This window comes from Paenibacillus sp. FSL H3-0321, assembly GCF_038002865.1.
GTDB lineage: Bacteria > Bacillota > Bacilli > Paenibacillales > Paenibacillaceae > Paenibacillus_AQ.
Map to the genome: position 1 here is coordinate 4,734,988 of NZ_JBBODH010000001.1, position 23,909 is coordinate 4,758,896.

Below are 23,909 nucleotides of genomic sequence, written 5' to 3' on the forward strand. Positions count from 1 at the left end.
TTTTTTATGTAAAAGAAAAGCCATTGCTGGCAATGAATAAAACCTCATTATTTTTCTTTATTCGCTTTATTTAAAGCTCTCTGTCGTGCTTCTCTAATTTCCTTTATAAATTCGTCCGCAGCTTTAAATTCATCTTCTGTCCAATCTGATGAACCGTCGTAGAAAGATAGGCTGATTTCTGGTTTCTTACGTATATTCGATCTGCCACTTAAATAATCAGTGTCACAATTGAATATGTCACCTATTTTATTCAATGTATCCACGGGTGGTAATTTTGTACCGTTCTCATAAGCGGTGTATGTTGACCTAGCAATACCAACAAGATCGGCGACATATTCCTGAGTCCACTTTTGATCTTGCTTTTTAAGGGTCTCTCTTTCACCCTTTATTCGTTTGCCTACTATCTCCATGTACACAACTCCAACTATACAAGATATACCCATTATAATGTTCCTGAAAGAAACTTGAAACATATGTTACTAAAAGAAACAAATATGATTGACATGTTTCTTTTAGTAACATATAATCGAATTACAAAGTTACTTAAAGGAACATTGGAGGTGATACTAAATGAGGATTTGGTTAAAAGAACTCCGCGAAACAACGGGAAAAACTCATGAGCAGGTAGCAGATGAGGCGGGTATCTCGCGGAGTTATTATACAAATATTGAAAGTGGCACTAAAACTCCTGCTGTTCCAGCTGCAAAGGCTATTGCTAGTGTTCTTAAGTTCCCGTGGGAAAATTTTTTTAAGGACGAATGTTCCTTTAAGGAACAATTAGCAACGAAAGAGGCGATTTAAATGAATAATCAAACATCAGTTGCGATCCCTTTCTCAGAAACAGACGTGATAACCGTTCCTGAACTAGCAAAACGATTGAAGGTATCTAAGGACCAAGTATATGACATTGTTTCTATAAAGGGCTGCCCAGTATATGACTTAGGCGGTGAGCGACAGAAACGCATCATTTGGGGCGATTTTCTTAGTTGGTTTAGAGAAAACTTCAAAGCTTCTAGTAATGAAAAGACCGCCGCACTTTGACTTCTGCGGCGGCCGGGAATGGTGGGCAAGGGGAATTGCTTGACATAATCATACATCATGCCTCTGTCCAAAAGCATTCCCTATATTTGGACAAACATAGGAGGATTTGATATGGCAGTTGGACATTTTCCGTCAGCACTTAAAGAAGCTATGAAACAGCGAGGTGACACCTTAGCCCAAGCAGGAAGGGCCGCACATGTGGATGGTTCGCAGATTGGGAAGATCGTAAAAGGGAGCCGCAAGGCATCTGAACCGGTTATGAGGGCAGCGGTACAACATTATGATGATCCGCAGCTGGTGCTTGCAGCTGCGGCAGAGGTAACAGGGGGCGCTTCAGTTCCATGGCTGGATAACGCCGATCTTCATCCCAGCTCAACCCACATCAAAACCATCGAAGAAATTCAGGAGGCATTGCAGGCATTACTAAGGCTTCCGATCACAAAGAGCCTTGAACAATTGACATCCAGCGACCGGGAGCTTATCAAGAGCGGTCTTATGGAGCAGATCGAGGCAATTACGGCACTCACACATAATACAGCTGCACTTTGCTGTAAATATGAATTCTCATACATAGCCCTTTGGACAGAGCATCGGGCCGAGCTTAAAGCAAAAAACTATGTGAAATGAGGTAGAAGGATGGAAAGAAAAGCAATGGTTGCCGAAGCGAGAGCTGCCGGGAAGACAGCGAAGCATAATTTGCGGGTGATCCGCAAGCAGCCGGATAAGTTGTTGCCGGGGAAAGCATGGGACGCTGAGGTTTACCTAAATACCATGATCCGCATAGCAAAAATGGAAATGAAAAACGACCGCCGGTCAGGGCAGTCGCAGTTGAGAACGCGGATTATGAGTCTCGTTGTGTCCATTTTAACCGTAGATCAGCCTAAACGCAAGGAGGCACGGCTATGAGTGATGATAAAAAAACAGTTAAGGGATTCAAGGTATCGTCGGCTAACAAGAAATTTATTGATGATTTGTTTGCTGAATCTGGTTTTGCCGAGCAAGAGGAATTTCTGCTCCATATGACTTCACTCTATGAAATGGAACAGTTGAAGAACGGGGAGTATGCCGGGTATTCCAAACAGCTCGACGAAATGGCGCTTCACTCCCGCAGAATGACGGAACTGTTCCTCTCCATGATTCAAACCGAGAGCCACTTACGTGCTGATTTGAGCGAAGGTCATGCTGCCCGGCTTGCCGATGTATCAAATGAGCTTACAGCCCAGCAGGATGAAATTCGGGGGCTTAATGACCAGTTGAAGAAAGAAGCGCAAGCCGGGACTGAGCAGCGTAAGCAAATTGGGGATCTGGAAAAGCATGTGCAGCAGCTCCAGCAAGCCAACGAGCGTGGGGAACAATTGATTTCAGAATACAAGGTTCGGATTGATTCACTCTCCGCGCTTGTCGCCGATCAACAAGACGCAGTTAACCAAGCAAAGGCGCCTGACTATCGGTTAACCGAGTTAACCCGGTTAACCGATAGTCAGGCGCTGGAGATTGAGGCCCTGACAGTAGAACACGAACGTGAGATTCACCGCCGCGAGGAACTTTCTCAGGATTCAGCGGTCCGGCATCAACGCGAGATTGAGGATATTAAGGCCCGAGCTGAGCTTGAACAGGAAAAGGCTTTGCTTGCAGAGCGCCGTCAACTTCAGGATCAGCTTAACGTTGAACGTGAAGTGAACAATGCGGAGCAGCGGAAGCTTTACGCAGACATGGATAAACTCCGTCAGCAGCTTGCAGAGAGTAAGCAGGTGAAGGCCAATAGTCCAGTTGCCAAGCCAAAGAGCGGCAAAGCAATTGATTCAGAAAGTAAATAGGGTAGGGCTTCGGCCCCCTCTTGGAATGTCGGACCTTAGAAATAACCTTTCCTCCGTCCGGGATTCCAAGATGCGGCCGACGCATCACAAATCAATCTCGAAGGGGGAATGGCATTATGATACCTGAACATTTACTTCAGGATCGTTACTGGCGGGGGCTGCTTTACATTTTTACACATCATAACAAGCTTAAGCAATTTTTGAAGCCGGAATTTGTTGATTTTGAAGAGTTGACTGTTCATGTGGAGGCACTGCTGGAAGCTTCAAAAGATTGGAGTCTATCGGAGAAGTTCATGCTTTACGCTGCGCTTTATATCTTTAATGGCCGTGTCAAGTTTGATATGTCTGATGCAGACCGCTTAAACGACAAGGATGCAGATATCCTCATTACAGCCCTACGCATGCGTTACGCGATGTAAGGGGGCGGCAATGATGCTCGTACTCAAAGGAGATACAGTGCGGACAAGCTGCGGCCTGTCCGGCGAGATCACAGATACATGGGGTTTAGCTCGAACTTGGGCTAAGCTCCGGCAGGAAGATGGTAATTTAGCCTTTATCCTCCGAACGGATGTGACTGAGATATTAAAGCGGCCCCTGACAAAGAAGGGCAAACGATGATAAGGCAGCAGAGGTGAAAATATGCCCGCAGATAGCTTTTCCTTTCCAATGTTCTCGGGGCTGCTGACGCCGGATCACTGTAAAAAAATCGGCTCAGCATTATGGCTATTTGTCTGGTGCATTAGCTCCACTACCGCCGAAGTCGAAGACGATGGAACCGTTTGGGGGATTGTCCTTGGTGGCAAGCCGATGAAACTATCTGAAATCGGCGCGAACTTCGGGGTAAAAGACAAAACAGTCAGTAGGTGGATCAGTGATCTGCAGGATCATGGATACCTTCATATCACCAGAGCGCCCCGGGGTTTGATTATCAAGGTCAAACATTCGAAAAAAGGGCTTTTGAAGAGATCGGACAAAAATGTCCGTTCACCGGAAAGCGATCAGACAAAAATGTCCGTTCATTTTGAAAGTGATCAGACAGAAATATCCGATCACAATGACAGTGATCAGACATATTTGTCCGTTCACTGTGAAGGTGATCAGACATATTTGTCCGTTCACAGCGATAGTGATCAGACAGAAATGTCCGATCATGGGCCGGAATTGGGTAGTGATCAGACAAAAATGTCCGATGCAAAAGATATTATTACTACTACTACTATTACTAAATTAGAAAAAGAGTGGTGGGAAGAAGAACCGAATCAAAACCCACCCGCCGACGATGGCTATCTTGCCATCTTAGACGCTTATTGCAAAATGCACTCAAAATTTGACATACACGTTTCTACTGCTGAACGACATGCCATGGGTCAGATGGTCGCCGGAGGGATTTCAGCCCCTTTTACCATCCAAACTATGAAAACCATGTTTAAGGCGAAGCAGGCAAAGCAAGCCCGAGACGGTGATCCTTTTGAGCAGCCAAACAGCTTTGCTTATTACGAAAAAGGCATTAAGGAAGCTTGGAGAAAGTCCCAGGTAGTCAGCAAGCCTTCTAGAAAGCCTAAAACTCAGGCAGCTCAGTCAGAGCCGCCGCGCAAAACTAAGCAGCAGCAGGAACTTGAAGACCTGCAGCGCCGTGCAAAGGAGGCCAAGGAGTTTGAGAAGAGCACAAGTCATTGACCTGCTGATTAAGCTCAAACAGGAATATACACACCAGATCGACACCAGTGACCAGGAGGTTACCCGGCTTTACGAAGCTTTGAAGGACTTCCCTTTTGACAAGGCCGTCGAGAACGTGCGGCAGCACATTTTAACAAACTCTTGGCCCCCGAAAATCGCTCAGATACGCGGTGGACAGGGAGATATGAAAGAGGATTTTCGTAGCAAAGTAGAGGCCGCGCACCTGCTGGCTGAAAGACAAAACAATCGCGCAGATGTGGTATTGCCACCTGCAGGATATAAGGAGGCCCTTTATGCAAAGCTCGGAATCAACTCGCGTCCTACCAAATAGCCAGGCTTCTGAAGCAACGGTACTGGGTGCTGTTCTCATCGACAAGTCAGGGGATGCCGCAGATAGTGCATCTTTGCTGGAGCCTGCAGTATTCTTTAATCCGGCACACCAGCAGATATTTAAGGCCATTCTCAATCTGTACAAAGTCGGGAGTCCCATTGAGCTTCCCGCGCTTGTGAATGAATTGAACGGCATGAAGCAGCTTGAGAAAGTCGGTGGTGTTAGCTATCTGGCTAAGTTGGCTCATGCTGTACCTACTGCGGCCAATGTTGGCTATTACATCGGCGACCTTGAGGACAAGCATACTTTACGAAAAGCCATCTTTGCCGCCGAACGGCAGATGCAGCTCGCTTATGATAGCGACGACGCCGGACTGGTTGTCAGCAGCATGCTGAATGATTCTGCACTTCTTTCGGATCAAGCATCCTCTAAGGCTGATTTCAGATCTATCAAAGATGTAGTTATAGAAGTCGTTGAAAACACTGCGGAAAAGGCAGAAAGCGTCATAAACGGCGAGATTACGGGAATTCATACGGGTTACACGGACTTAGACCAAATGACCACAGGGTTTCAGAACGGTGACTTGATTATTGTTGCGGCTCGGCCATCGGTCGGGAAAACGGCCTTTGCTTTAAACATCGCGCAGAATGTGGCTGTTCGTTCCAAGGAAACAGTCGCGGTTTTCAGTCTTGAAATGTCCGCGCCGCAGCTTGTACAGCGTATGGTTAGCGCGGAAGTGAATTTAGATGCCGGAACACTGCGGTCTGGAGCCATGCGGGAAGATGATTGGACCCGGTTAGCTACTGCGGCTGGAATACTGGGAGAATCGGACATTTTTATTGATGATACAGGAGTCATAACAGTACATGAGATTCGGGCAAAGTGCCGGAGATTGAAAAAGGAAAGAGGTCTTGGCCTGATCGTCATTGACTATTTGCAACTCATTGCTGGTCGCGGCAGCGAGAATAGGCAGCAGGAAGTTTCCGAAATATCGCGGACGCTCAAACAAATAGCCCGTGAACTTGACGTTCCGGTTATTGCATTGTCCCAGCTCAGCCGGGGCGTCGAGCAGCGTCAGGACAAGCGTCCTATGATGAGTGACCTTCGGGAATCCGGTTCCATCGAACAGGACGCCGATATTGTTGCCTTCCTTTACCGGGATGATTACTACAACGCCGATTCTGAGAAAAAGAACATCATCGAAATTATCATTTCCAAGCAGCGTAATGGCCCGGTAGGAACCGTTGAACTGGTATTCCTTAAGCAGTTTAACAAGTTCGTCAATTATGGACGGGCGCACGCCTCATGATCTTGCTGGAGTGTTGTGCCGGGATGGTGGAGATCCGGGAGGACTTTTACCGCTGTCCGTGCTGCAGATTTGAGGCGGAGCAGTTAACCATGAAAGGGATGGATTATATGGATTCAGCAATTAGAAAAATTCAAAAAGCCCTAAAGTTGGCAAATGGAAATTCAAATGCAGATGAAGCTCAGGCTGCGATTTTACTCGCTCAACGCTTGATGGCTAAACACGGCTTAACTGCTTCTGATATTGGTTCTACTGAACAAAAACAACCGGAAGCACTGGAAGGTAAAATTCGCAGAAATAGAATTGAATGGTGGCACCGCAAGCTGACGCTAATTGTCGCCGATAACTTTCGTTGCTATTCATTTTATGCCAATGGCTCATATGTCGGTTTTCTCGGGCTTCCTGAAGATGTTGAAATAGCAAAGGAGATATATTTATTTGCTGAAAATGCAATTAAACATCATTCAAGCGAATATTTGAAGTCACGCCGCTACTACTTCGGTTCACGACGGCAGACCAATATGTTAAAGAATGACTATATTACTGGATTTCTTGAGGGATTGCGTGAAAAATTCAAGGAACAAATAGAGTCAGAATGCCTATCTTTGGTACTGGTAAAGCATGACGCAGTAGTTCAGTATCACGAAAAGGCGAATTGGAAAACGGGTAAACCGATTAACGTGTCTGCTTTAGGAGACAGTGCAGCTCATGCACAAGGGTACAAAGACGGTCGAGATTTTAATAATCCGGTTGGGAAAATGATCGGGTAGATGTGGAACTGACACTGGAAGAAATGGCGATTGTAGCAGGTCGTAACGAGTGGTAAGGAGCGATAGACAAAAAATATTCCTGAAAGGATGAACTGAACGTGAGTGATAAAAACAACAAGGCAAACGGGGGAGTTGGTTTCTTCGGCCTGCTGGGGATTGTCTTCATTATATTGAAACTGACGGAAGTTATTGATTGGAAATGGGGGGTTGTACTACTGCCGTTGTATGGTCCCATCTCCTTCGCCGTATTTATTCTTCTTATCGTTTTAGTTGTGAAAGGCTTGACCAAATAAAGAACGGTAGACGCATACTACGACATAACGAAAGGGTGATGAAAAGTGAAGATGCAAATTACATTAACACCAAAAGAAATCGAGCAAATAGTAAAGGCGCATTTAACACAGAAGTTTAAAACTGTTGGAGAGGTTGAATTGGTAGTAGGTCAAGAATTGAGAGGTCATTACACTAGCGAACACTATGCAACGGTTTTTAAAGGGGCTACATGCGAAGTTGAACTGTAATTTGTATCGCAGTACGAAGACACTGAGCAATAGACGCATATATCGAAATTAAAAACTAAGGAGGGCATACGATGCCTAACCATATTACCAATATCATTACAATTACTGCTCCTGAAGGAAGATCGGTAAAGGAAGTCTTGGATTATGTTAAAACAGACGACACACTGTTCGACTTCAACTCGCTTATTCCGATGCCAAAGGAAATCGAGGAATCATTCGGAACGCCAGGAATTTCACCGCCTTGGTATGAGTGGAGCATTAAAAATTGGGGAACGAAATGGAACGCCTATGAGATTGAAAGCCAGGAACAAGGCATTAAGTTTGAAACAGCTTGGAACGCACCAATGCCCGTTATTGAAGAACTGGCTCAGAAATTCCCTGATTTCTCTTTTGACTTTAAATACGCTGATGAGGACACCGGGTATAATTTTGGACACTTGAAGATTGACCGACTCGGAACCTTGATCTACTCTCTCCCGGAAAAAGGGACGCCAGCGGCAAATAAATGGGTGTTTGATAATGTGAAGGAGCGCCCTGATTACTACGATGAGGAAGGAAATTACATCGGAGAAGATTAATGCGCAGTTCGACACAAACTATGTAATAAGGAGGGAAATACTGCATGGATGGTCTGGTCATAAAACCCAAATGGGCTGACTTGATTCTATCTGGACGGAAAACTTGGGAAATTCGCAGCCGGATAACTTACAAACGCGGCACAATAGCAATTGTTAAAAGTGGTAGTGGTCTGGTTTATGGTACAGCGCAATTAGTGGACTGTATAAAACTTTCATCAGAGGATTTTGCGAAAAGTCGCCATAAGCATTGCATTCCAGCCAGTGAATCAAATTTAGTTAAGCATTATAGAGAACTGTACGCTTGGGTGTTGGAGGAAATACAAGTTTTCCCTGAGCCGATAAAATACAATCACCCACAAGGGGCAGTGGTATGGGTGAGGTTGCCGGAGGGAGTTAATCTAAATGAGTACCTTATCCCCAATCCATCCACAGGCGGTTAACATGATCAATATGGCATTAAGTAGGGTAATCCGCAGAGGCAGGAAAATCGAACGTATGCAGTTATGTGTGTGCTCTCGTTCCGAATTGGCTCAGCATCAAATAGTAAAAACAGCATTCGGAGATTTGCGGATTCATACTGGCGACTTTGTTCCAAAGGGGTATTCCTACCTGATGGAAGATCCGGGAGGTGATAATAGAGGGTTTGAGTGGGTATCGGTGCCGAAGACAGCAAATATATTCGAAAATCGGAGAAAGGAGGCATAAGGGTGATCATCAAGACAGTGAAAAATGTCAATTCACCGGCTGGCTGCATCGTTTCCGGGGTTTCCTTCCGGGCGCAGCGTGAACGCAGCGGATACAGCATAACATTCGGGGAATTCAAGGGGATTTACATCCCGGAATCATCAGCGATTATAATTAGCGATCTTGTACTGGATGAAGACGGCAAGATTCCGCGAGGTCAAAAGTATGCTTAATGAACATGAAAAGACCCCCTAATCCTTGGCCGGGGCCGGGGGTCAATGAACAGTATTTCTACCTCAACCCATTATAACACAAAGGGGATTGAGGGGAATGGCAATGGCATGGGAGCAAGGGGAATTGTTTCCCAGCGCGGATAAATCGGACGTCGATAGAACCAGAATCCTGCTTGAAGAATACTCTACAATGGTCGATATTGTTGACGGTCTTAAAGAGAGAGAAGTTCGTTCGGCTGCTGAAGAAAAACTGCTGCGGGAATGGGAACCGGCGATTCATAATATAGTGCTAGCAATCGAAGCTATTAAAAATAGAGAAATCAGAGATATTATGAAATATCGCTTCCTTAATTTTTACCCACGAAAGGCAGCAGTTGTAAAATGGCACTCATTTTCCGAACGGTCCTTAGATCGAAAGATACTGGAAGGAATCGGAATGGTAGCCTCAACGCTGAAGATGCTCGGCATCATGTAAAACGTGTCTGTATTCTGTCTGTATTGCGTCTGTTGACTGTCTGTTTAGGGTCTGTTTTGCGTCCGCAAAGCGTCTGTATTTTGGATTTAAAGTAGGGACATAGGGAATTTGCTTTATTATTCCCGGGTGTCCCTGCTACCCCTTACCCCAGCAGGACTCGGCCATGCTGAATCAGTGATGAAACACCTTTGACAAGCGCAAGACGCAAAGGGAGTGGAGCTGTAGCACAAGTAGCAAGTAGGTGTTCGCGGCGGTATGGTGCGGGGAATGAGAGTTGAAGATGCTCTCAACGCGCTCCACCCGGGCGCGATATATTGGCGTTGTGATTAAGCCAGCGCAAATACGGGAAATGGCAAATAAATGTAAATACTCAAAGTCGCTCTTTTATAAGGGCGGCTTTTTATATTGGGGGAAAAGCAATGAATGAGATAAGGAGGCTTAGGGAACCGCCAGAACCGAAACAGCCGGTTAATTGCAAGGGTTGTATATGGGGGAAATGGGAAGCAGCAGCTCAGTTCTGTTCCAAACCGTCAGGTTGTATTAAGGCGGACGGTGAGAGCAAATGAACTTTGTTCAGCCGATTCGTGACCCGGAAACGCTGCAAGACATTAAGGATTATCTTAAGAATAAGAATCTTAGAGATTTCATAATGTTCCTGCTGGGTATTTATACGGGCCTGCGGATCAGTGACATTTTGAGATTACGTGTTAAGGATGTATCGGGTTCTCACATCTCGATTAGAGAGAAGAAGACCAATAAGCAGAAACGTATATTCATGGCTCCCGAACTGAAGAAGGAATTGTTGTCTTATATAGAGGGGAAGCCACCGAATGAATTTCTGATCAGAAGCAGAGAAGGAATGAATCGGGCGATTACCCGCGAAATGGCATACAAGGTTATGCGTTCTATTGGTGACGAATTCGGTCTCTCCGAAATGGGCTGTCATACATTAAGGAAAACATTTGGCTATATCTTCTACAATGAGACAACGGACAAGGATATCGGCATGCTGATGGACTTCTTTAACCATGCTTCTCCTAAGATCACGCTTCGGTATATTGGCATGGAACAAGACAGCATGGACATGGCCTTGAAGCGCCACAAAGCATAGTCAGTTACTCATATTAAGGATAGGTGAAACTCATTTCTGGGACAGGCTGAAAGGCCTTATAGAGCAAGGGTTTATGACAGGTGAATGAGTTTAACACAATGTAAGATATGTGTAATTAGATCACACAGTATTTACCAGTTATTCAGCAGCAGCAAAAGGGGTTAATTATGGCACAATCTCCACTTAAGCCATGCAGCCGTGTGGGCTGTAGGAACCTCACTAGGGGCCGTTACTGTGCCGACCATACCCAAGAGAAGCATAGCTATGATAGATACCGTGGGACGGCTGCACAGCGCGGCTATGACGGTCAGTGGCGTAAAGCTCGGCTGGGTTACTTGCGGAAACATCCGGTGTGTGTGTATTGCAGGGATGCGGGTCTAGTGATTGCTGCTACCGTGGTTGACCACATCATCCCGCATAAGGGCGACAAGGATTTATTCTGGGACCGCAACAATTGGCAGGCGCTGTGCAAGGCTTGCCATGACGAGAAGACGGTCAGAGAGGACGGAGGATTCGGGCGTGAACAGGTTCTACAGTAATGGCGTGTTTGTTGAAGCCGTCCAGTTTAAAGGCAACTTCAGTGAGATTGAAAGCTTTGTAGGCGGTGACGCAGGGTTTGTCGATGGGATGCTGGTTGTTGCGACACCTGAAGGACCATTGCGAGCCAAGAATAGAGACTGGATCATCAAGAAAAGCAATGGTCGAATCTCCACATGCGAACCATTTGAATTTATGAATACGCATAGTCCGGTGATTTCTCCGGGCAGTCTGACACCCCCCGGGTTTTGAAAAAAATTTTTTGAATCAGATTAGACCGCATCGGACTCTTGTGTGAAAAAATGTCCCCAGCGAAAGTTTCAAAAGGAGGTACGGAAAGTATGTCAGATATTGTTAATTTTAATCACATGCGGGTGGGACAGAAAGGCGGTGGCAAGCATTGGACAGAATCCGAGGTTAATGCCCGGGAAGCTGCTTCGAAAAAATTCGAACGAAAAAAGAAAAAGCAGACTCTTAAAATTCCCGGATGGCTGAACGACGAAGCCCGGAAGGTCTGGCGGAAGACGGTTAAGGACATGGCTGAATTCGAAGTGCTGGACAAGGTGGACGAAGATGTGCTGGGCGCTTATTGCGATGCAGTAGCGAAGTACCAGGACGCGAACCGGCTGATTGACATCGAAGGCTATACAGAAATAAATGCTCAAGGGAATATGGTTGTTAGCGCTTATGTGAAAATGGCGCAGAGCTATTCCCGTCTCATTCTTTCTTATTCCAACAAGCTGGGGCTTAATGCGGAAGCACGTGCGCGACTAGCAAAGAAGACGGCGGACCAGGAGGAAGACGAAAATGCCGGACTCTTCGATTGATTGGGAAGACGTCCATCCAACAAATCTTTATGCTGGTGAGGTTGTATCTGGGATGCGCTTGGCATGCAAGCGTGAGCGGCAAGCATGTAAGCGACATTTATCCGATCTGCAGAGGCAGGCAACGCCGAACTTCCCGTATGTCTTCGATGAATCTCGGGCAGATCGTATCTTTGAATGGTTTGAGCGTTGCTGCCGTCATGTTCGCGGTCCGTTCTCTGGACAATTGATTAAGCTGCTGCCCTTCCAAAAGTTCGACCTAGGCTTTGTTTACGGTTGGGTGCATATGGATAGCGGAAAACGGAGGATTACTAAGGCGTTACACCTTCGGGCGCGGGGAAACGTTAAATCCACAGAAATGTCGGGTTTATCCTTATACGGCATGTGCGGTGATTGTGTATATCCGCCCGGCATGCCACATTTGAAGCGTTATGAAGATAGCCCAGAAGTGGAATGTGCGGCAGTCGACAAGCAGCAGGCTAAGCGGGTATGGCTGGATGCTAAAGGAATGGGTGAAAAAAGCCCGGATATTTCAAAACGTTTACGGATTAAACGCACCTACATTGAGCATGCCAAACGCGGTGGATGGCTCCGGCCATTGTCAAAGGATACAAAGAATAAGGATTCAGGAGCGCCTTGTCTTGTTATAGTTGACGAATGGCATGCTCATCCTACCAGTGAAATTGTAGACGTATCTTATTCAGGTTTTGGTAAGAGGCTGCAATCCTTAATGCAGATTATATCAACCGCGGGAAAGGATGCCGAGAATAGCCCTTGCAAGAAGGAATATGATTCGTTATGCAAAATGCTTGACGGGGAAAGTCCTATGATAGAATCTTACTTTGCCATGATTCGGGAGTTGGACAAGGGAGATGATCCGCATGATGAAAAAAACTGGCCGAAAGCAAATCCCATTCTTCAGGAAGAAAATGAATATTCAGCAGAATTACTCAAGCAGATCCGAATTGAGCATGATGAAGCGTTCAATTCAGGAGATCCACAAAAAATCCGGGAATGGCTGACAAAGCGGGTAAATCTCTGGCAGGCGGATAGTGAAAATAAATATATGTCCGGCATTATGGACAAATGGAAAGCACTCGCCGTGTCGCGAAGTGCTTTTTTAGATTTGGTTCGCGGTTATGCGACCCGCAACGGATTGGATTTATCCAAAACGACAGACTTGACCGGATCTGGCTTTGTGTTCCGGCTGGAAGACGGGAGGTATGCAGTGACGGCTCACGGATTTATGCCGGAGGAAACGGCTACCAAGCATGAGCATAGTGACCGGGTTCCTTATCGGCAGTGGGCTGCAGAGGGGTGGTGTACACTTACACCCGGCTCTGTCGTGGATTATAGCTTCATCAAATCTCATATTCAGCAAATGGAGCAGAACGAATCCTGGTTTATTGAAGAGGTTTGCTATGATCCATACAACGCGACGCATTTCACACAGGATTTAGAAGCGGAAGGGTACAACCGCGTTGAGATCCGGCAAGGCGTTCAAACTCTTTCAGAACCGACAAAGTTCTTCCGTGAGCTGATTCTACGCGGCTTAATCGTTCATGACGGCAGTCCATTGCTGACTTGGTGCTTGTCTAATGCCGTTGAAGTTGCGGATAACAACGGAAATATTAAGCTTTCGAAGAAGCATAAGGACGACAGTCAGCGGATTGACTTGCTTGCGGCCATCATAAATGCCATGGTCCGGGCAATGGTGGGCGACTCCACCATTAACCTGAATGATCACATCATGAGCGAGGACTTTTCCTTTTAGCAAGGAGGTGAAATGTGAAACGAAGAAACTTTGTGCAGCGCTGGTGGAACCGGCGATCTTCGGAGGACAGTCTGTTGAATCCCCCGCAGTGGCTGCTTGATCTTTTTGGTGTCTCCAACACAGCCAGCGGGGAAACGATAACTGCAGATTCTGCGCTGCTAAACAGCAACGTGTACACCTGTGCTTCCGTCCTTGGCGGGGACATCGGTAAGCTGCCGATTCAGGTTTTTAAAAAGCGCGGAGCGGGGATCGAACGTGACAGTAGTCACCCTGTTTCTAGGCTGCTGGGATCTCGTCCGAATCCATACATGAGCGCGTACACATTCAAGGAACTGATGCAGGTTCATGTCACGGTCTGGGGCAACGGTTATGCAAATATTGAATGGGAGACAAGCGGACCCAATAACGGATTTCCAAAAGGGTTATGGCCTCTTGATCCATCGAAGACAGACGTCCAGGTCGATAAAGATACTGGTCAGGTTTGGTATGTGACGACACTGCCCAATGGGGAAATGCGGAAGTTGAATCATTTTGACGTTCTCCACTTTAAGAGCATCAGCAAAAGTGGTCTTAAGGGAATTACCCCGATCTCCGTTATCCGCGAGGAGCTGGGGGTGCAGAAGTCACAGCGCAAGTTCCTGGGTTCCTTTTATGCCAATGGTACGGCCACGCGGGGAATTCTGAAAATACCGAATGGTACCTTGGATAAACCGGCCAAGGATAAAACGCGAGACGAATGGCAGAAGGCGAATTCTGGACTTAACAACGCGCACCGGATAGCTATCCTGGATGCTGGGATGGAATATCAAAACCTTGGCATGCCCCTGAATGATGCTCAATTTATTGAAACCAGCAAATTCGGCATTATGGAGACCGCCAAGATATACAAGGTGCCGGGCTATAAGCTGGGCCTGACGGATGTAAAGTTCAGCAATATGGAAAACCAATCTTTGGAGTATGTGAAGAGTACGCTACAGCCTATCACCACGAATTGGGAACAGGAATGTGATTATAAGCTGTTCACGGAGTCGGAGCGAAAGAAATATTACACCAAATTCAACATGTCTAGCGAATTGAGGGGAGACAGCACCAGCCGCGCAGCCTATTACAAGGAAATGATTGCAATGGGCGCTTACACCATAAACGAAGTGCGGGAACTGGAAGAGCGGGACAACATTGGCGACAAAGGCGACGTGCACTTTGTCAGCCTGAACTATGTCAACCTGGAGAAGATGGACCAATATCAAATGTTGAAAGCGGGCCTTAGTAAAGATGCCTCGAACGAAGGGGGGTGACAACAACAATGAGTGAAAAGGTTATTCGCTATTTGCCAGCTAAAATTGAGGTGCGCAGTACGGAGGGCGAGGGCGAAAGTCAGACCCAGACCATCGGCGGGTATGTCGTCAAGTTTAATCAGCGCAGCCAATTGATTTGGGGCGAGTTCTACGAGCGTGTAGCAAAGGGGGCATTCTCCCGCAGCCTGCAAGAGAACGTGATTAAGGCCTTTTGGAATCATCGGAGTGACTTTGTTCTTGGATCGACGAAGCCGGGGACGCTGCGGTTGCTGGAAGATGATGTGGGCCTATCGTTTGAAATTGATCTACCAAACAATACATGGGGCAATGATGCCTATGAATCTGTGCGGCGCGGTGATGTTGACGGTGTGAGCTTCGGCTTCTATGTTCGGAGTAACGGGGACGCTTGGGAGTATATAAAGGAAGAGGATGTTTATATCCGTACCTTGCTAGATATCAATTTGTTTGAAGTATCACCGACTCCCTTCCCAGCATACCTGGACAGCGAAGTGGATCAGCGCAGCATTGATAAACTGGGCATTACGTCCAAAGAGCAGCGCAAATTTGAAAAAGAAAAGCTATTACTTGAAATCGACTTATTGGCTATCGGCTAAGGAGTCGATTTTTGTTTTGCCAAAATATCAAATGGAGGTACACTATGGACCCGAAAGAACGTGAATTGCGCCAGAAACTGGCGGAAAAGTTGGAAGAAGCCCGGTCATTAATGGAGGGCAAGAAGATGGAAGAAGCTCGGGCGGCAAAAGATGCGGCAGCGGAGCTACGGGCGCAGATTGATTTGATGGTTGAAATGCGTGAGCTGGACACGCCGGGCGACACTGCGCCACCCGCAGAGCCGGAACATCGGGATAACAAACCACCAAAGCAAGAGCAGTACCGCAACGCTTTCCTGAAGGAGCTGCGCAAGCGGAATTTATCCACGGAAGAACGTGCCTTGCTGGATGCTTCAGCAGAAGAAACCCGCGCCGGTATGAGTGGAGGAAGTGGTGAGGACGGCGGTCTTATTATTCCGCAGGACATTCAAACGATGATTAATGAAAGAAAACGTCAGTTTGTCTCGCTGGAACCTTACGTAACCGTAGAACCTGTAACCACTCGTTCCGGTTCGCGCGTAATTGAGAAAAACGCCGACATTACTGAGTTTACCGAGATTACGGAACTGACCGACCTTGACGATATGGACAATCCCAAGTTTACTCCGGTTACTTATAACATCAAAGACCGGGGGGGCATCCTTCCAATTTCGAATAGCTTACTGCAGGATACAGACCAGAATTTAATGGCCTATCTTGCGAAATGGATTGCCAAGAAGTCCGTCATTACACGTAATAAGCTTATCTTGAAGCTGCTGGATACTCTGACTAAAGTAGCTGTTTCGGGGCTGGATGAAATTAAAACAATCCTGAACGTAACGCTTGACCCGTCTATCAGTCTGGGTGCAATCATCCTTACCAACCAGGATGCTTTCAACTATCTTGACCAATTGAAAGATTCTGATGGAAAAGCTCTGCTGCAGCCCAATCCGACACAGCCCACGCAGAAATTGCTTTATGGTAAGCCGGTTGTCGTCTTTGCTAATCGCTTATTGCCTACAACCGGGACCACTACAAAGAAGGCGCCTATTATCATCGGTGATTTGAAAGAGGCGATTGTCCTCTTTGACCGCCAGCAAGTTTCACTTGCTTCGACTAATGTCGGCGGGAAAGCCTTTGGCCGTAATTCTACGGATGTTCGCGCCATTGAGCGAGAAGATGTTACATTCTTCGATAATGAAGCCGTTGTTTATGGTCAGTTGACCATTTCCGGGGCGTAATGCTGACCACGGTAGACCGTCTTAAGAAAGCGATGGGCGTTCAAGGTGATTCGTTGGAAGAAGAGATGCTGCAGATCCAAATTGCAGCATCTTCTCAGGTCATTGAAAACTACTGCAAGCGTTCATTCAAGTTGCAGAGTTACACCGAGCGGCACGGCGGAAACTCCCGTTCCTCATATATCAACCTGCGGAATTATCCAGTGGAGAGTATCGAGGAAGTAGTTATTCCCGGAAAGCCTGTAGGCGAGTATGAGCTGCTGGAGGAAGGGCGAATATTCTGCCCTTCCGGCTGGCCTGCGGGAGAACACAATATCAAGGTGACGTACACCGCTGGTTATGTACTGCCCGGTGATGCAACAGCGGAAAAACCGCGCACGCTGCCGGAAGTGTTGGAATTGGCTTGTATCTTCCATGCCCAATTCATGCTCCGCACGCCTGGTGTGACAGCAGAGCGGGTGGGCGATATCTCTGTAAACTACAGCGCTGACGGTGAAGGGTTGCCGCCTACCGTGGTATCTCTTGTTTCGCCATATGTTGGGAGGTGGGTTTAGTCATGGCAAGTCAAAGAGCAAGGGCGCGGCGTGTCGGAGTACAGGTGACCGGAGAGGATAACCTGCGGCAGCTGGCCGAGCGGCTTCGCCCCTTAACAGAGCAAAAGGTCCGTATCGGTATGCAAGGTGACGCCGAGCTGGCAATGATTGCTGGCGTCCACGAATACGGCAGTATCAAGATGAACATTCCGGCGCGTTCCTTCATCGGGACGGGCAAAAAGAAGGGGCAGACCCCGATAGGCAAGTTAGTGCGGGCCGGGGTGACGGAGATTGCCCACGGCCGTAAATCTGTGGCCTCTCTTTATGCGGAGATTGGCGAAACGGGGCTGGACCGCATGAAGAAGAATTTCGAGCGGATCAAGCAGCCGCCATTATCTGCCCGGTATGCAGCCCGGAAGTCGGGCAAGCGCAAGCTGCTGCACCGGGAAGATGAGCTGAAAGACTCGCTGACTTACGACATTGTGCCAAGGGGGCAGTAAGAATGCAGAATTTTAGATTCGCTGGTGCGGTCCGCAAGTATTTTCGGTCTTATGCGCTGCTGCGGGAAGATTCCGGTGGATACTACGATGAGGATGGCGTTTGGGTAAACGGCGAGTCGATACGCCTACCCCTGCGCGGCAGCGTGCAGCCCCTGAGCGCCCGCCTACGGGCCGCAGAAGGTGGGGATTATACGGAGTCAGACCGGAGACTATTCACGCTGTACGCCCACGATATAGACGATATCGTAGAACACCAGGGCGTACAGTACCGAGTGGCCGAGGAAACCGAACGAGAGTACAGCGATATCAATCAGTATATTTTGCGGAAGGTGGTCGCCAATGCTCCCATTTAAAGCGATCCGGTCCGCGATAGCTCGCGGTCTGAAGGCTGCCCTGAATATTCAGGTGATCGAGATGAGCGGCGGCGGTAAAATGCCGGTGGGTAGCTTCCTGACCTACGATTTCCGGGATGGCTTCGGTGGTGCGGTAGGGCAGCCGGTCATTACTCAGCATAATAGCCAGCAATACAGGCGGGAGACGGTGACATTTACCGTCTCTTTTAATTCGTACGCCGATGCGACGGAGGACAGCATTCAGAATGCCATGCTTGCCCGGGATTGGTTTAAAACAGCTGGTCGAGAGCTTTTGAAAAACACGCTGGATGTAATTGTTATCGAGATCGGAGAAGTTCAGAACCGAGACATTAATATCGGGGAAGAGTGGGAACGGCGGCAGGGCTTCGACGTTGATTTCCGCGCCACCGACCTTGTGATTACCGACCTGTCCGGCTGGATTGAAACAGCACCAATACAAAGGAGTGATTATTTTGTCGATTAGCGACGTTACAGTAACCATTGCCGTGCAAAAGCCGACGCCTATCTTGGGTGGATTCGGCAAGCCCTTGATTCTCGGGGCGAGTACGGCAGGCAAGGATTTCAAAAATTACGCGGATATTGAGGCAGTAAAGACCGATTATGAGGTTAGCACAGAAGAGTATAAGGCGGCATTTGCTCTTTTTGCCCAAAAAAACCCACCTGCTGAGATTGCTATCGTGGCCCGCAAGACTGGAACAACACCAGTAACGCTGGCGGATATGCTGCCGACTCTGTTTCTCAAGGACTGGCACTTTCTTGTCACCACCACAACCACAGTGGAAGATTTGACCTTGATTGCTGACGCCGTGGAGGCCGATAATTCCCGGCAATTTTTTGCCCGGACCAGTAGCAAAGCGGACTTGGCGACCATCAAGGCTAAAAACTATGACCGCACAGAGGTAATCTATCACACCACGGTCAATAATTACCCTGAAGCGGCTTGGGTGGGGGCTGTCGGTAGTCTGCCGGTAGGTAGCGTGACATGGAAGGGCTGGACGCTGGTCGGAATTACACCGATGGACATTGACGTTACAGAGCTTAATGCAATCCATGCGCTGGGGGCTAACACCTACGTCACCAAGGCCGGGACAAACGTCACCAGTGAAGGTAAGGCGGTCAGCGGGAAGTTTATCGACTTTATTCATAGCCAGGATTACGTCGTGGACTCCATTCAGTTTGCCGTGCAGGATCTGTTTAACCAAGCACAGCACGCCATGCAAAAGATCAACTACGACAACGTAGGTATTGCGCAGATCGAGAGTGCGGTGCGCACGGTGTTGCAGCGGTCTTACCTGCAGGGCATGATTGCATCCGACGACGACGGCGTGGCGCTGTATCATACTACGTTCCCGCCGCGCAGCCAGGTTGATCCGGCTCAGGTAGCTGCCCGGAATTACCCGGATGGTCAGTTTGATTTTGTTCTGGCCGGAGCGATTCACACCGCCGCCATTCGCGGTACCATTAAATTTGTGTAAATAAGGAGGAATCAACGTGCCAAAAACATATGATCCGATGGACGTCGCCGTGATTGTAGGCGGCGTATTTTTGACGGGATTTGGCGAGGACCTGGTGACCGTTGCCAAAGATGAAGAGCGGTTTACCGTATCGGTCGGGGCGCAGGGGGATGTAATTCGCAATAAGGTGAACAATCCCTTGGGGACGATTACCATCACTTTGCAACGCACAAGCCCGCAATGCGCCTATCTGGATGGGTTAGCCAATAGCGACAAGTTGGTGCCGGTATCGGTTATGTACTCCGGCGATCCAAAAGAGACGAATACCGCGACAGAGGCGTACGTCAAAAAGCCAGCAGACCGCGAGTACGGTTCCGAGGCTGGCGACAAAGAGTATGAGTTTCAGTGTCTTGATTTGAGCATGAACTAAAATCCAATACCTGAGAGGGGCCAATATCATGGCTAATTTTTCACAGAAGAAAGTAAAGACGAAATCCGGTAAAGAGTACACGCTGCAGCATCCTGGAGTGCGGAACGTTACCAAAATCACGGACCGGATTAAAAATAAGTTTGGCATTCCATCAGATGAAAAAATTGCTGAGGAAATGATGCAGTATGTTATTGTGGAGCCAAAAACAACATGGGATGATTTTGAATCCTATAGCGAAATGACGGAGCTTGTCGGTAAAGCTTTCGCCTTTATCACCGGGCAGGACGACACCGAGCCGGAAGACGATGCCGAGGATAAGTAAGATCGAAGCCAAACGCCGCGCAGAAGAGAACTGGCCCCAGTGGCGTTTGTTGCTGTCGGATATGGGGATTACGTACTCTGATTTGCTGACTATGGATGATGAGGATATCGCTGAGGCAAATGCGGCTTTGGATATCCATATCAAACAGCAAAAGGAACTTAATAAGAGCAAGAAATAGGCGTCCTTCTCGGGCGTCTATTTTTGTTTGCTGGAAAGGAGGGGACATATGGCAGGCGGCATTATTGGATCACTCATGTATGCGGTGGGGTTTAAATTCAATTCAAAGGGCATCGACGATGCGGATTCAAAAGTCGGCAGGTTAACCAAAGGAGTCGTTGGATTAGGCGCTGCGGGTGGTGCGGCGCTGGTTGGTATCGGAGCGGGCGCACTAAGCGCAGCGTCCAATTTTGAAAGCGCCATGTCCAAGGTGCAGCTGACTACAGGCCAGACAACAGATCAGATGGAAGCCACTCGGGGAATTGCCATGAATCTATATAATGATAATTTCGGTGAGAACTGGGATGATCTTGGCAGTAAAATTTCCGACGTAGCTAAAGCAACCGGGCTTACAGGCGGTGCCTTGGAAACTGCTTCCCGCGAGGCAATGCTGTACTCTGACAAATTCGATGGTGACGTTAATGAGTCCATTGCCGGGGTATCTGTCGCCATGAAAAACTTTGGAGTGACCAGTACCGAAGCTTTTAACCTCCTGACCCAAGGGCAGACCAACGGCACCAACACACAGGGCGATATGCTGGACTCAATAAACGAATATTCCCAAGCGTTTGCGAGTATGGGTTTCACCATGGAGGATACCATGGGATACCTTACAAATGGTTTGGCGGCTGGTGCCAGAAACACAGACCTTCTTGGCGACGCCATGAATGAGTTCAGTATTCTGTCCATAGAGGCCGGAGGAACGGCGGAAGCATCCTTTCAAGCATTGGGCTTAGATGCTAACAAGATGATGCAGACCTTTTCCAAAGGTGGGCCTGCAGCTAAACAATCTTTTCGAGATATCGTATCTATGATTTCTGACATCGAGGACCCGGTGCAGCAAAATACCATCGGGGTCGGCCTATTCGGCACGATGTTTGAGGAATTGGGCGTGAAAGCATTCTCCGCGCTTGACGATGTCAACACAAGTTTTGACCAAAACAAGGATTCTGCTGCCAATCTGTTCAATTCCTTCACAAGCATTGGGGATTCGTTCCAGTATTTTAAACGGCATATTGAAACAGGAATTTTAATTCCAATCGGGCAAAAGTTACTGCCTTACCTTAATATGTTCGGTTCTTGGATATCCAGCCATCAGTCAAAAATCGCCGCCTTTGGGGATATGGTCGGGAGCGGTTTGGGTGCAGCGATTGAACATGTCAGCGGATGGGTGCAGGCAGCAATACCGTATTTGCAGCAATTTGGTATACAGGCCGGAGCTGCCTTTGGGCAATTAGTCGATAAAGGAAAGGAGCTTTGGAGTAGCCTGCAGCCGATTGTGGTGACCATCGGGCAAGGTCTACTTGGTGCAGCACGGGAGTTATGGCCGGAGATCCAGAATATTGCCGGGAAGATGTACGAGGTTGGCAGCGCTATTGTTGAGTGGTCGGGTTTTCTACCAATCGTTTCAGGGATTGCGGCGGCGTTTCTTACCTACAAAACCATTATGTTCGGGGTTGCAACGGCAACCAAGGCTGTGACCTTAGCTCAAAAAATTGGAGCAGCCATAACAGGCGGGTTTACTGCAGCACAAGCGGCACTCAATGCCGTGATGGCAATTAATCCAATTACCCTTTTGGTGATGGCACTTGTGGGTCTTGGCGTAGCTTTTACAGTAGCCTATAAGAGATCCGATAAGTTCCGGGGCTTCATTGATAAGATGTGGGGTGGAATAAAGTCTTCAGTAACGGAGACGATTGATTTCTTCAGGATTACAGTTCCTACAGCCTTTAAGACGGCTTTTAATGCGGTGACAGGATTCCTTAAGCGTTGGGGTATAGTTTTCCTGACCGTGCTTGGTGGCCCTATTGGTCTTGCTGTTGGCCTTATCATTAAGCATTGGGATAAGGTTAAGGCTGTAACCATATCTGTCTTTACGGCGATAGGGAGCTGGCTGTCCTCGGTGTGGAGAGGCATTGTCAGTACAATCACTGGGGCTGGTACAGCGGTCTGGAGCGGCGTAACCCGTGCATGGGGCAGAGTGAGCGAGACAACCCGGACTGTGTTTACGGCTGTGTGGAACAAAATCACGGCGGTATGGAATGGGATTACCGGCACGGTAACTGGAGCGGCTTCAAATGTCTGGAGCGCAGTAAAGGGAGCCTGGAACAAGGTATTTTCAACTACTAACAGCCTTATGACTCAGGTCTGGAACAAAATCATCGGCATATGGGGGCAGATTGTCGCAGGCGTCAAAACAGCTGGGGTTAATTTGTGGACTGCTGTGTCTGAGATGTGGGGCAAGGTGACTGGATTCTTCGGTGGGATCAATCTTTATGAAATCGGAAAAAACATTATCCAGGGGCTGATAAACGGGATATCTTCTATGGCCGAAACTTTGAAAACGACAATGGCCGACATAGGAAATAGCATTGCCGATAAAGTCAGAGAGGTTCTCGGAATTCATTCCCCGTCTCGCGTAATGATGGAAGTAGGTTTGTATACAGGGGAAGGGTTTGTCAAAGGATTGGAAGACGTGACTCCTAAAGTCGGTATTGCCTCGGGATCTATGGCAAATGAAGCTATCGAGAATCAGGCCACTTCCAAAAACGAAGAATATTCCAGGTATACACCTGAAACAGCGCCTGCCCGGAACACCACAAACCAGAAGACGAATATCACGGCTCCAGAGATCAAAATCATCATTCAAGGTAATGCCGATACTAACACTGTTCAGCAAATGGGCAATGTAATCGACCAAAAGTTACAAGACTTCATCGAATCGGCAGCTCGCATACTGGGGGTGGATATCGTTGGCGCTAATTGATGGCATCTATATCACAGTGGAGCAGGAGTCGCCAAGCTTCCCGGTCACGGTCACTGAGCAACCGGTTGAAAAAGGAATTAACCTCATTGATCACGTACAGGCGCAGGCGAGAACGATGTCCCTATCCGGCGTGATTTCTGGACCAGTTGCCGCCAAGAACCGCGCTCACATTATCGCGATTAAGGATAAAGGGCAGATTGTCAAGTATGTGGGCCGTAATGCATTTACTGGTGTGATCACAGATTTTAGCACATCGACAGATTACAAAACGGCGGACGGTATGACATTTAGCATGCAGTTACGCGAGGTAAGGATAGCGACATCATCCTATGTGGAGACGCTGCCGTCCCCGATCAAGGCGCAGGTCGCTAAGATCATTAACTCCGGTACAAAGCAGACAAAGGACAAGTCTTCTAAATCCAGCAAGACAAGCAAGTCCGGAAGCAAAAAAAAGGAAAAGGAAAAAGTGGAGAAAGTGAAATTCAAGTCCGGCAGCAAGTGGGGAGGTTGA

35 protein-coding genes are annotated in these 23,909 nt (G+C 47.8%); 34 read left to right on the plus strand and 1 reads right to left on the minus strand.

Annotated features, from left to right (window positions below):
• Positions 1-47: 47 nt before the first annotated feature.
• Positions 48-410, minus strand: coding sequence for a helix-turn-helix domain-containing protein (locus MHI45_RS21070; RefSeq protein ID WP_341119360.1), 363 nt, complete (start codon positions 408-410; stop codon positions 48-50).
• A gap of 160 nt (positions 411-570) precedes the next feature.
• Between MHI45_RS21070 and MHI45_RS21075 the strand changes: the two genes are divergently transcribed.
• From MHI45_RS21075 to MHI45_RS21240, 34 genes are all read left to right on the plus strand, one after another.
• The gene (locus tag MHI45_RS21075; protein ID WP_341119361.1) at positions 571-801 is read left to right on the plus strand and encodes a helix-turn-helix transcriptional regulator; all 231 of its coding nucleotides are present in this window, start codon (positions 571-573) and stop codon (positions 799-801) included.
• Entirely contained in the window at positions 802-1,041 is a 240-nt protein-coding gene (locus MHI45_RS21080) for a hypothetical protein (RefSeq protein WP_341119362.1), read from the plus strand.
• Positions 1,042-1,152: 111 nt separating this feature from the next.
• Complete coding sequence (locus MHI45_RS21085; protein WP_341119363.1) at positions 1,153-1,668, plus strand: helix-turn-helix domain-containing protein; 516 nt, start codon at positions 1,153-1,155, stop codon at positions 1,666-1,668.
• A gap of 9 nt (positions 1,669-1,677) precedes the next feature.
• The gene (locus tag MHI45_RS21090) at positions 1,678-1,947 is read left to right on the plus strand and encodes a hypothetical protein (RefSeq protein WP_341119364.1); all 270 of its coding nucleotides are present in this window, start codon (positions 1,678-1,680) and stop codon (positions 1,945-1,947) included.
• The gene (locus tag MHI45_RS21095; protein WP_341119365.1) at positions 1,944-2,858 is read left to right on the plus strand and encodes a hypothetical protein; all 915 of its coding nucleotides are present in this window, start codon (positions 1,944-1,946) and stop codon (positions 2,856-2,858) included. Before MHI45_RS21090 ends, MHI45_RS21095 begins: the two co-directional genes overlap by 4 nt.
• 116 nt (positions 2,859-2,974) lie before the next feature.
• On the plus strand, positions 2,975-3,277 hold the full coding sequence (locus MHI45_RS21100; RefSeq protein ID WP_341119366.1) for a hypothetical protein: 303 nt from the start codon (positions 2,975-2,977) through the stop codon (positions 3,275-3,277).
• Positions 3,278-3,497: 220 nt separating this feature from the next.
• The gene (locus MHI45_RS21105) at positions 3,498-4,535 is read left to right on the plus strand and encodes a hypothetical protein (protein WP_341119367.1); all 1,038 of its coding nucleotides are present in this window, start codon (positions 3,498-3,500) and stop codon (positions 4,533-4,535) included.
• Positions 4,513-4,866, plus strand: a complete 354-nt coding sequence (locus tag MHI45_RS21110; protein ID WP_341119368.1) for a hypothetical protein — start codon at positions 4,513-4,515, stop codon at positions 4,864-4,866. The genes MHI45_RS21105 and MHI45_RS21110 overlap by 23 nt, the downstream gene beginning before the upstream one ends.
• Entirely contained in the window at positions 4,829-6,175 is a 1,347-nt protein-coding gene (gene dnaB / locus MHI45_RS21115; RefSeq protein ID WP_341119369.1) for a replicative DNA helicase, read from the plus strand. The genes MHI45_RS21110 and dnaB overlap by 38 nt, the downstream gene beginning before the upstream one ends.
• An 89-nt stretch (positions 6,176-6,264) precedes the next feature.
• Positions 6,265-6,942 carry a DUF2786 domain-containing protein gene (locus tag MHI45_RS21120; RefSeq protein ID WP_341119370.1) on the plus strand — a complete coding sequence of 226 codons (678 nt, stop codon included), beginning with the start codon at positions 6,265-6,267 and terminating at the stop codon, positions 6,940-6,942.
• A 98-nt stretch (positions 6,943-7,040) separates the two neighbouring features.
• Complete coding sequence (locus MHI45_RS21125) at positions 7,041-7,235, plus strand: hypothetical protein (RefSeq protein ID WP_341119371.1); 195 nt, start codon at positions 7,041-7,043, stop codon at positions 7,233-7,235.
• Between the two features lie 45 nt (positions 7,236-7,280).
• The gene (locus MHI45_RS21130) at positions 7,281-7,463 is read left to right on the plus strand and encodes a hypothetical protein (RefSeq protein ID WP_341119852.1); all 183 of its coding nucleotides are present in this window, start codon (positions 7,281-7,283) and stop codon (positions 7,461-7,463) included.
• Between the two features lie 71 nt (positions 7,464-7,534).
• Positions 7,535-8,041: a DUF1281 family ferredoxin-like fold protein gene (locus MHI45_RS21135; protein WP_341119372.1), complete on the plus strand. Its 507-nt coding sequence runs from the start codon at positions 7,535-7,537 to the stop codon at positions 8,039-8,041.
• 44 nt (positions 8,042-8,085) lie between these two features.
• A complete protein-coding gene (locus MHI45_RS21140; protein WP_341119373.1) occupies positions 8,086-8,481 on the plus strand; it encodes an ASCH domain-containing protein in 396 nt (131 codons plus the stop codon).
• A gap of 267 nt (positions 8,482-8,748) precedes the next feature.
• Positions 8,749-8,958, plus strand: coding sequence for a hypothetical protein (locus MHI45_RS21145; RefSeq protein WP_341119374.1), 210 nt, complete (start codon positions 8,749-8,751; stop codon positions 8,956-8,958).
• A gap of 97 nt (positions 8,959-9,055) precedes the next feature.
• Positions 9,056-9,433 (plus strand): hypothetical protein, encoded by a 378-nt coding sequence (locus MHI45_RS21150; RefSeq protein ID WP_341119375.1) that lies wholly within the window; start codon positions 9,056-9,058, stop codon positions 9,431-9,433.
• A 562-nt stretch (positions 9,434-9,995) separates the two neighbouring features.
• Positions 9,996-10,544 carry a site-specific integrase gene (locus tag MHI45_RS21155; RefSeq protein WP_341119376.1) on the plus strand — a complete coding sequence of 183 codons (549 nt, stop codon included), beginning with the start codon at positions 9,996-9,998 and terminating at the stop codon, positions 10,542-10,544.
• A 167-nt stretch (positions 10,545-10,711) separates the two neighbouring features.
• Positions 10,712-11,083, plus strand: a complete 372-nt coding sequence (locus MHI45_RS21160) for an HNH endonuclease (RefSeq protein WP_341119377.1) — start codon at positions 10,712-10,714, stop codon at positions 11,081-11,083.
• Positions 11,064-11,333, plus strand: a complete 270-nt coding sequence (locus tag MHI45_RS21165; protein ID WP_341119378.1) for a hypothetical protein — start codon at positions 11,064-11,066, stop codon at positions 11,331-11,333. Before MHI45_RS21160 ends, MHI45_RS21165 begins: the two co-directional genes overlap by 20 nt.
• A gap of 89 nt (positions 11,334-11,422) precedes the next feature.
• Complete coding sequence (locus MHI45_RS21170; RefSeq protein WP_341119379.1) at positions 11,423-11,908, plus strand: phage terminase small subunit P27 family; 486 nt, start codon at positions 11,423-11,425, stop codon at positions 11,906-11,908.
• The gene (locus MHI45_RS21175; protein WP_341119380.1) at positions 11,889-13,679 is read left to right on the plus strand and encodes a terminase large subunit; all 1,791 of its coding nucleotides are present in this window, start codon (positions 11,889-11,891) and stop codon (positions 13,677-13,679) included. Before MHI45_RS21170 ends, MHI45_RS21175 begins: the two co-directional genes overlap by 20 nt.
• A 14-nt stretch (positions 13,680-13,693) precedes the next feature.
• Positions 13,694-14,974 (plus strand): phage portal protein, encoded by a 1,281-nt coding sequence (locus tag MHI45_RS21180; RefSeq protein WP_341119381.1) that lies wholly within the window; start codon positions 13,694-13,696, stop codon positions 14,972-14,974.
• Between the two features lie 8 nt (positions 14,975-14,982).
• A complete protein-coding gene (locus MHI45_RS21185) occupies positions 14,983-15,588 on the plus strand; it encodes an HK97 family phage prohead protease (protein ID WP_341119382.1) in 606 nt (201 codons plus the stop codon).
• A 44-nt stretch (positions 15,589-15,632) separates the two neighbouring features.
• Positions 15,633-16,805 (plus strand): phage major capsid protein, encoded by a 1,173-nt coding sequence (locus MHI45_RS21190; protein ID WP_341119383.1) that lies wholly within the window; start codon positions 15,633-15,635, stop codon positions 16,803-16,805.
• Positions 16,805-17,356, plus strand: coding sequence for a phage gp6-like head-tail connector protein (locus MHI45_RS21195; RefSeq protein ID WP_341119385.1), 552 nt, complete (start codon positions 16,805-16,807; stop codon positions 17,354-17,356). The genes MHI45_RS21190 and MHI45_RS21195 overlap by 1 nt, the downstream gene beginning before the upstream one ends.
• 2 nt (positions 17,357-17,358) lie before the next feature.
• Positions 17,359-17,835 (plus strand): hypothetical protein, encoded by a 477-nt coding sequence (locus tag MHI45_RS21200; RefSeq protein WP_341119386.1) that lies wholly within the window; start codon positions 17,359-17,361, stop codon positions 17,833-17,835.
• 2 nt (positions 17,836-17,837) lie between these two features.
• On the plus strand, positions 17,838-18,188 hold the full coding sequence (locus MHI45_RS21205; RefSeq protein ID WP_341119387.1) for a hypothetical protein: 351 nt from the start codon (positions 17,838-17,840) through the stop codon (positions 18,186-18,188).
• Complete coding sequence (locus MHI45_RS21210; protein ID WP_341119388.1) at positions 18,175-18,672, plus strand: phage neck terminator protein; 498 nt, start codon at positions 18,175-18,177, stop codon at positions 18,670-18,672. Before MHI45_RS21205 ends, MHI45_RS21210 begins: the two co-directional genes overlap by 14 nt.
• On the plus strand, positions 18,662-19,684 hold the full coding sequence (locus MHI45_RS21215) for a DUF3383 family protein (RefSeq protein WP_445667507.1): 1,023 nt from the start codon (positions 18,662-18,664) through the stop codon (positions 19,682-19,684). Before MHI45_RS21210 ends, MHI45_RS21215 begins: the two co-directional genes overlap by 11 nt.
• 16 nt (positions 19,685-19,700) lie before the next feature.
• On the plus strand, positions 19,701-20,093 hold the full coding sequence (locus MHI45_RS21220) for a phage structural protein (RefSeq protein ID WP_341119389.1): 393 nt from the start codon (positions 19,701-19,703) through the stop codon (positions 20,091-20,093).
• A gap of 28 nt (positions 20,094-20,121) precedes the next feature.
• A complete protein-coding gene (locus MHI45_RS21225) occupies positions 20,122-20,415 on the plus strand; it encodes a hypothetical protein (protein WP_341119390.1) in 294 nt (97 codons plus the stop codon).
• On the plus strand, positions 20,399-20,593 hold the full coding sequence (locus tag MHI45_RS21230) for a hypothetical protein (RefSeq protein ID WP_341119391.1): 195 nt from the start codon (positions 20,399-20,401) through the stop codon (positions 20,591-20,593). The genes MHI45_RS21225 and MHI45_RS21230 overlap by 17 nt, the downstream gene beginning before the upstream one ends.
• 48 nt (positions 20,594-20,641) lie before the next feature.
• Positions 20,642-23,398 carry a phage tail tape measure protein gene (locus MHI45_RS21235; RefSeq protein WP_341119392.1) on the plus strand — a complete coding sequence of 919 codons (2,757 nt, stop codon included), beginning with the start codon at positions 20,642-20,644 and terminating at the stop codon, positions 23,396-23,398.
• Positions 23,385-23,909, plus strand: a complete 525-nt coding sequence (locus tag MHI45_RS21240; protein WP_341119393.1) for a phage baseplate protein — start codon at positions 23,385-23,387, stop codon at positions 23,907-23,909. Before MHI45_RS21235 ends, MHI45_RS21240 begins: the two co-directional genes overlap by 14 nt.

Excerpts from the sequence above, each read along its gene's own strand:
- MHI45_RS21070 (WP_341119360.1), bottom strand. The coding sequence starts at position 410 with ATGGAGATAGTAGGCAAACGAATAAAGGGTGAAAGAGAGACCCTTAAA.
- MHI45_RS21075 (WP_341119361.1), top strand. The coding sequence starts at position 571 with ATGAGGATTTGGTTAAAAGAACTCCGCGAAACAACGGGAAAAACTCAT.
- MHI45_RS21080 (WP_341119362.1), top strand. The coding sequence starts at position 802 with ATGAATAATCAAACATCAGTTGCGATCCCTTTCTCAGAAACAGACGTG.
- MHI45_RS21085 (WP_341119363.1), top strand. The coding sequence starts at position 1,153 with ATGGCAGTTGGACATTTTCCGTCAGCACTTAAAGAAGCTATGAAACAG.
- MHI45_RS21090 (WP_341119364.1), top strand. The coding sequence starts at position 1,678 with ATGGAAAGAAAAGCAATGGTTGCCGAAGCGAGAGCTGCCGGGAAGACA.
- MHI45_RS21095 (WP_341119365.1), top strand. The coding sequence starts at position 1,944 with ATGAGTGATGATAAAAAAACAGTTAAGGGATTCAAGGTATCGTCGGCT.
- MHI45_RS21100 (WP_341119366.1), top strand. The coding sequence starts at position 2,975 with ATGATACCTGAACATTTACTTCAGGATCGTTACTGGCGGGGGCTGCTT.
- MHI45_RS21105 (WP_341119367.1), top strand. The coding sequence starts at position 3,498 with ATGCCCGCAGATAGCTTTTCCTTTCCAATGTTCTCGGGGCTGCTGACG.
- dnaB (WP_341119369.1), top strand. The coding sequence starts at position 4,829 with ATGCAAAGCTCGGAATCAACTCGCGTCCTACCAAATAGCCAGGCTTCT.
- MHI45_RS21120 (WP_341119370.1), top strand. The coding sequence starts at position 6,265 with ATGAAAGGGATGGATTATATGGATTCAGCAATTAGAAAAATTCAAAAA.
- MHI45_RS21135 (WP_341119372.1), top strand. The coding sequence starts at position 7,535 with ATGCCTAACCATATTACCAATATCATTACAATTACTGCTCCTGAAGGA.
- MHI45_RS21140 (WP_341119373.1), top strand. The coding sequence starts at position 8,086 with ATGGATGGTCTGGTCATAAAACCCAAATGGGCTGACTTGATTCTATCT.
- MHI45_RS21150 (WP_341119375.1), top strand. The coding sequence starts at position 9,056 with ATGGCAATGGCATGGGAGCAAGGGGAATTGTTTCCCAGCGCGGATAAA.
- MHI45_RS21155 (WP_341119376.1), top strand. The coding sequence starts at position 9,996 with ATGAACTTTGTTCAGCCGATTCGTGACCCGGAAACGCTGCAAGACATT.
- MHI45_RS21160 (WP_341119377.1), top strand. The coding sequence starts at position 10,712 with ATGGCACAATCTCCACTTAAGCCATGCAGCCGTGTGGGCTGTAGGAAC.
- MHI45_RS21170 (WP_341119379.1), top strand. The coding sequence starts at position 11,423 with ATGTCAGATATTGTTAATTTTAATCACATGCGGGTGGGACAGAAAGGC.
- MHI45_RS21175 (WP_341119380.1), top strand. The coding sequence starts at position 11,889 with ATGCCGGACTCTTCGATTGATTGGGAAGACGTCCATCCAACAAATCTT.
- MHI45_RS21185 (WP_341119382.1), top strand. The coding sequence starts at position 14,983 with ATGAGTGAAAAGGTTATTCGCTATTTGCCAGCTAAAATTGAGGTGCGC.
- MHI45_RS21190 (WP_341119383.1), top strand. The coding sequence starts at position 15,633 with ATGGACCCGAAAGAACGTGAATTGCGCCAGAAACTGGCGGAAAAGTTG.
- MHI45_RS21195 (WP_341119385.1), top strand. The coding sequence starts at position 16,805 with ATGCTGACCACGGTAGACCGTCTTAAGAAAGCGATGGGCGTTCAAGGT.
- MHI45_RS21200 (WP_341119386.1), top strand. The coding sequence starts at position 17,359 with ATGGCAAGTCAAAGAGCAAGGGCGCGGCGTGTCGGAGTACAGGTGACC.
- MHI45_RS21205 (WP_341119387.1), top strand. The coding sequence starts at position 17,838 with ATGCAGAATTTTAGATTCGCTGGTGCGGTCCGCAAGTATTTTCGGTCT.
- MHI45_RS21210 (WP_341119388.1), top strand. The coding sequence starts at position 18,175 with ATGCTCCCATTTAAAGCGATCCGGTCCGCGATAGCTCGCGGTCTGAAG.
- MHI45_RS21225 (WP_341119390.1), top strand. The coding sequence starts at position 20,122 with ATGGCTAATTTTTCACAGAAGAAAGTAAAGACGAAATCCGGTAAAGAG.
- MHI45_RS21230 (WP_341119391.1), top strand. The coding sequence starts at position 20,399 with ATGCCGAGGATAAGTAAGATCGAAGCCAAACGCCGCGCAGAAGAGAAC.
- MHI45_RS21235 (WP_341119392.1), top strand. The coding sequence starts at position 20,642 with ATGGCAGGCGGCATTATTGGATCACTCATGTATGCGGTGGGGTTTAAA.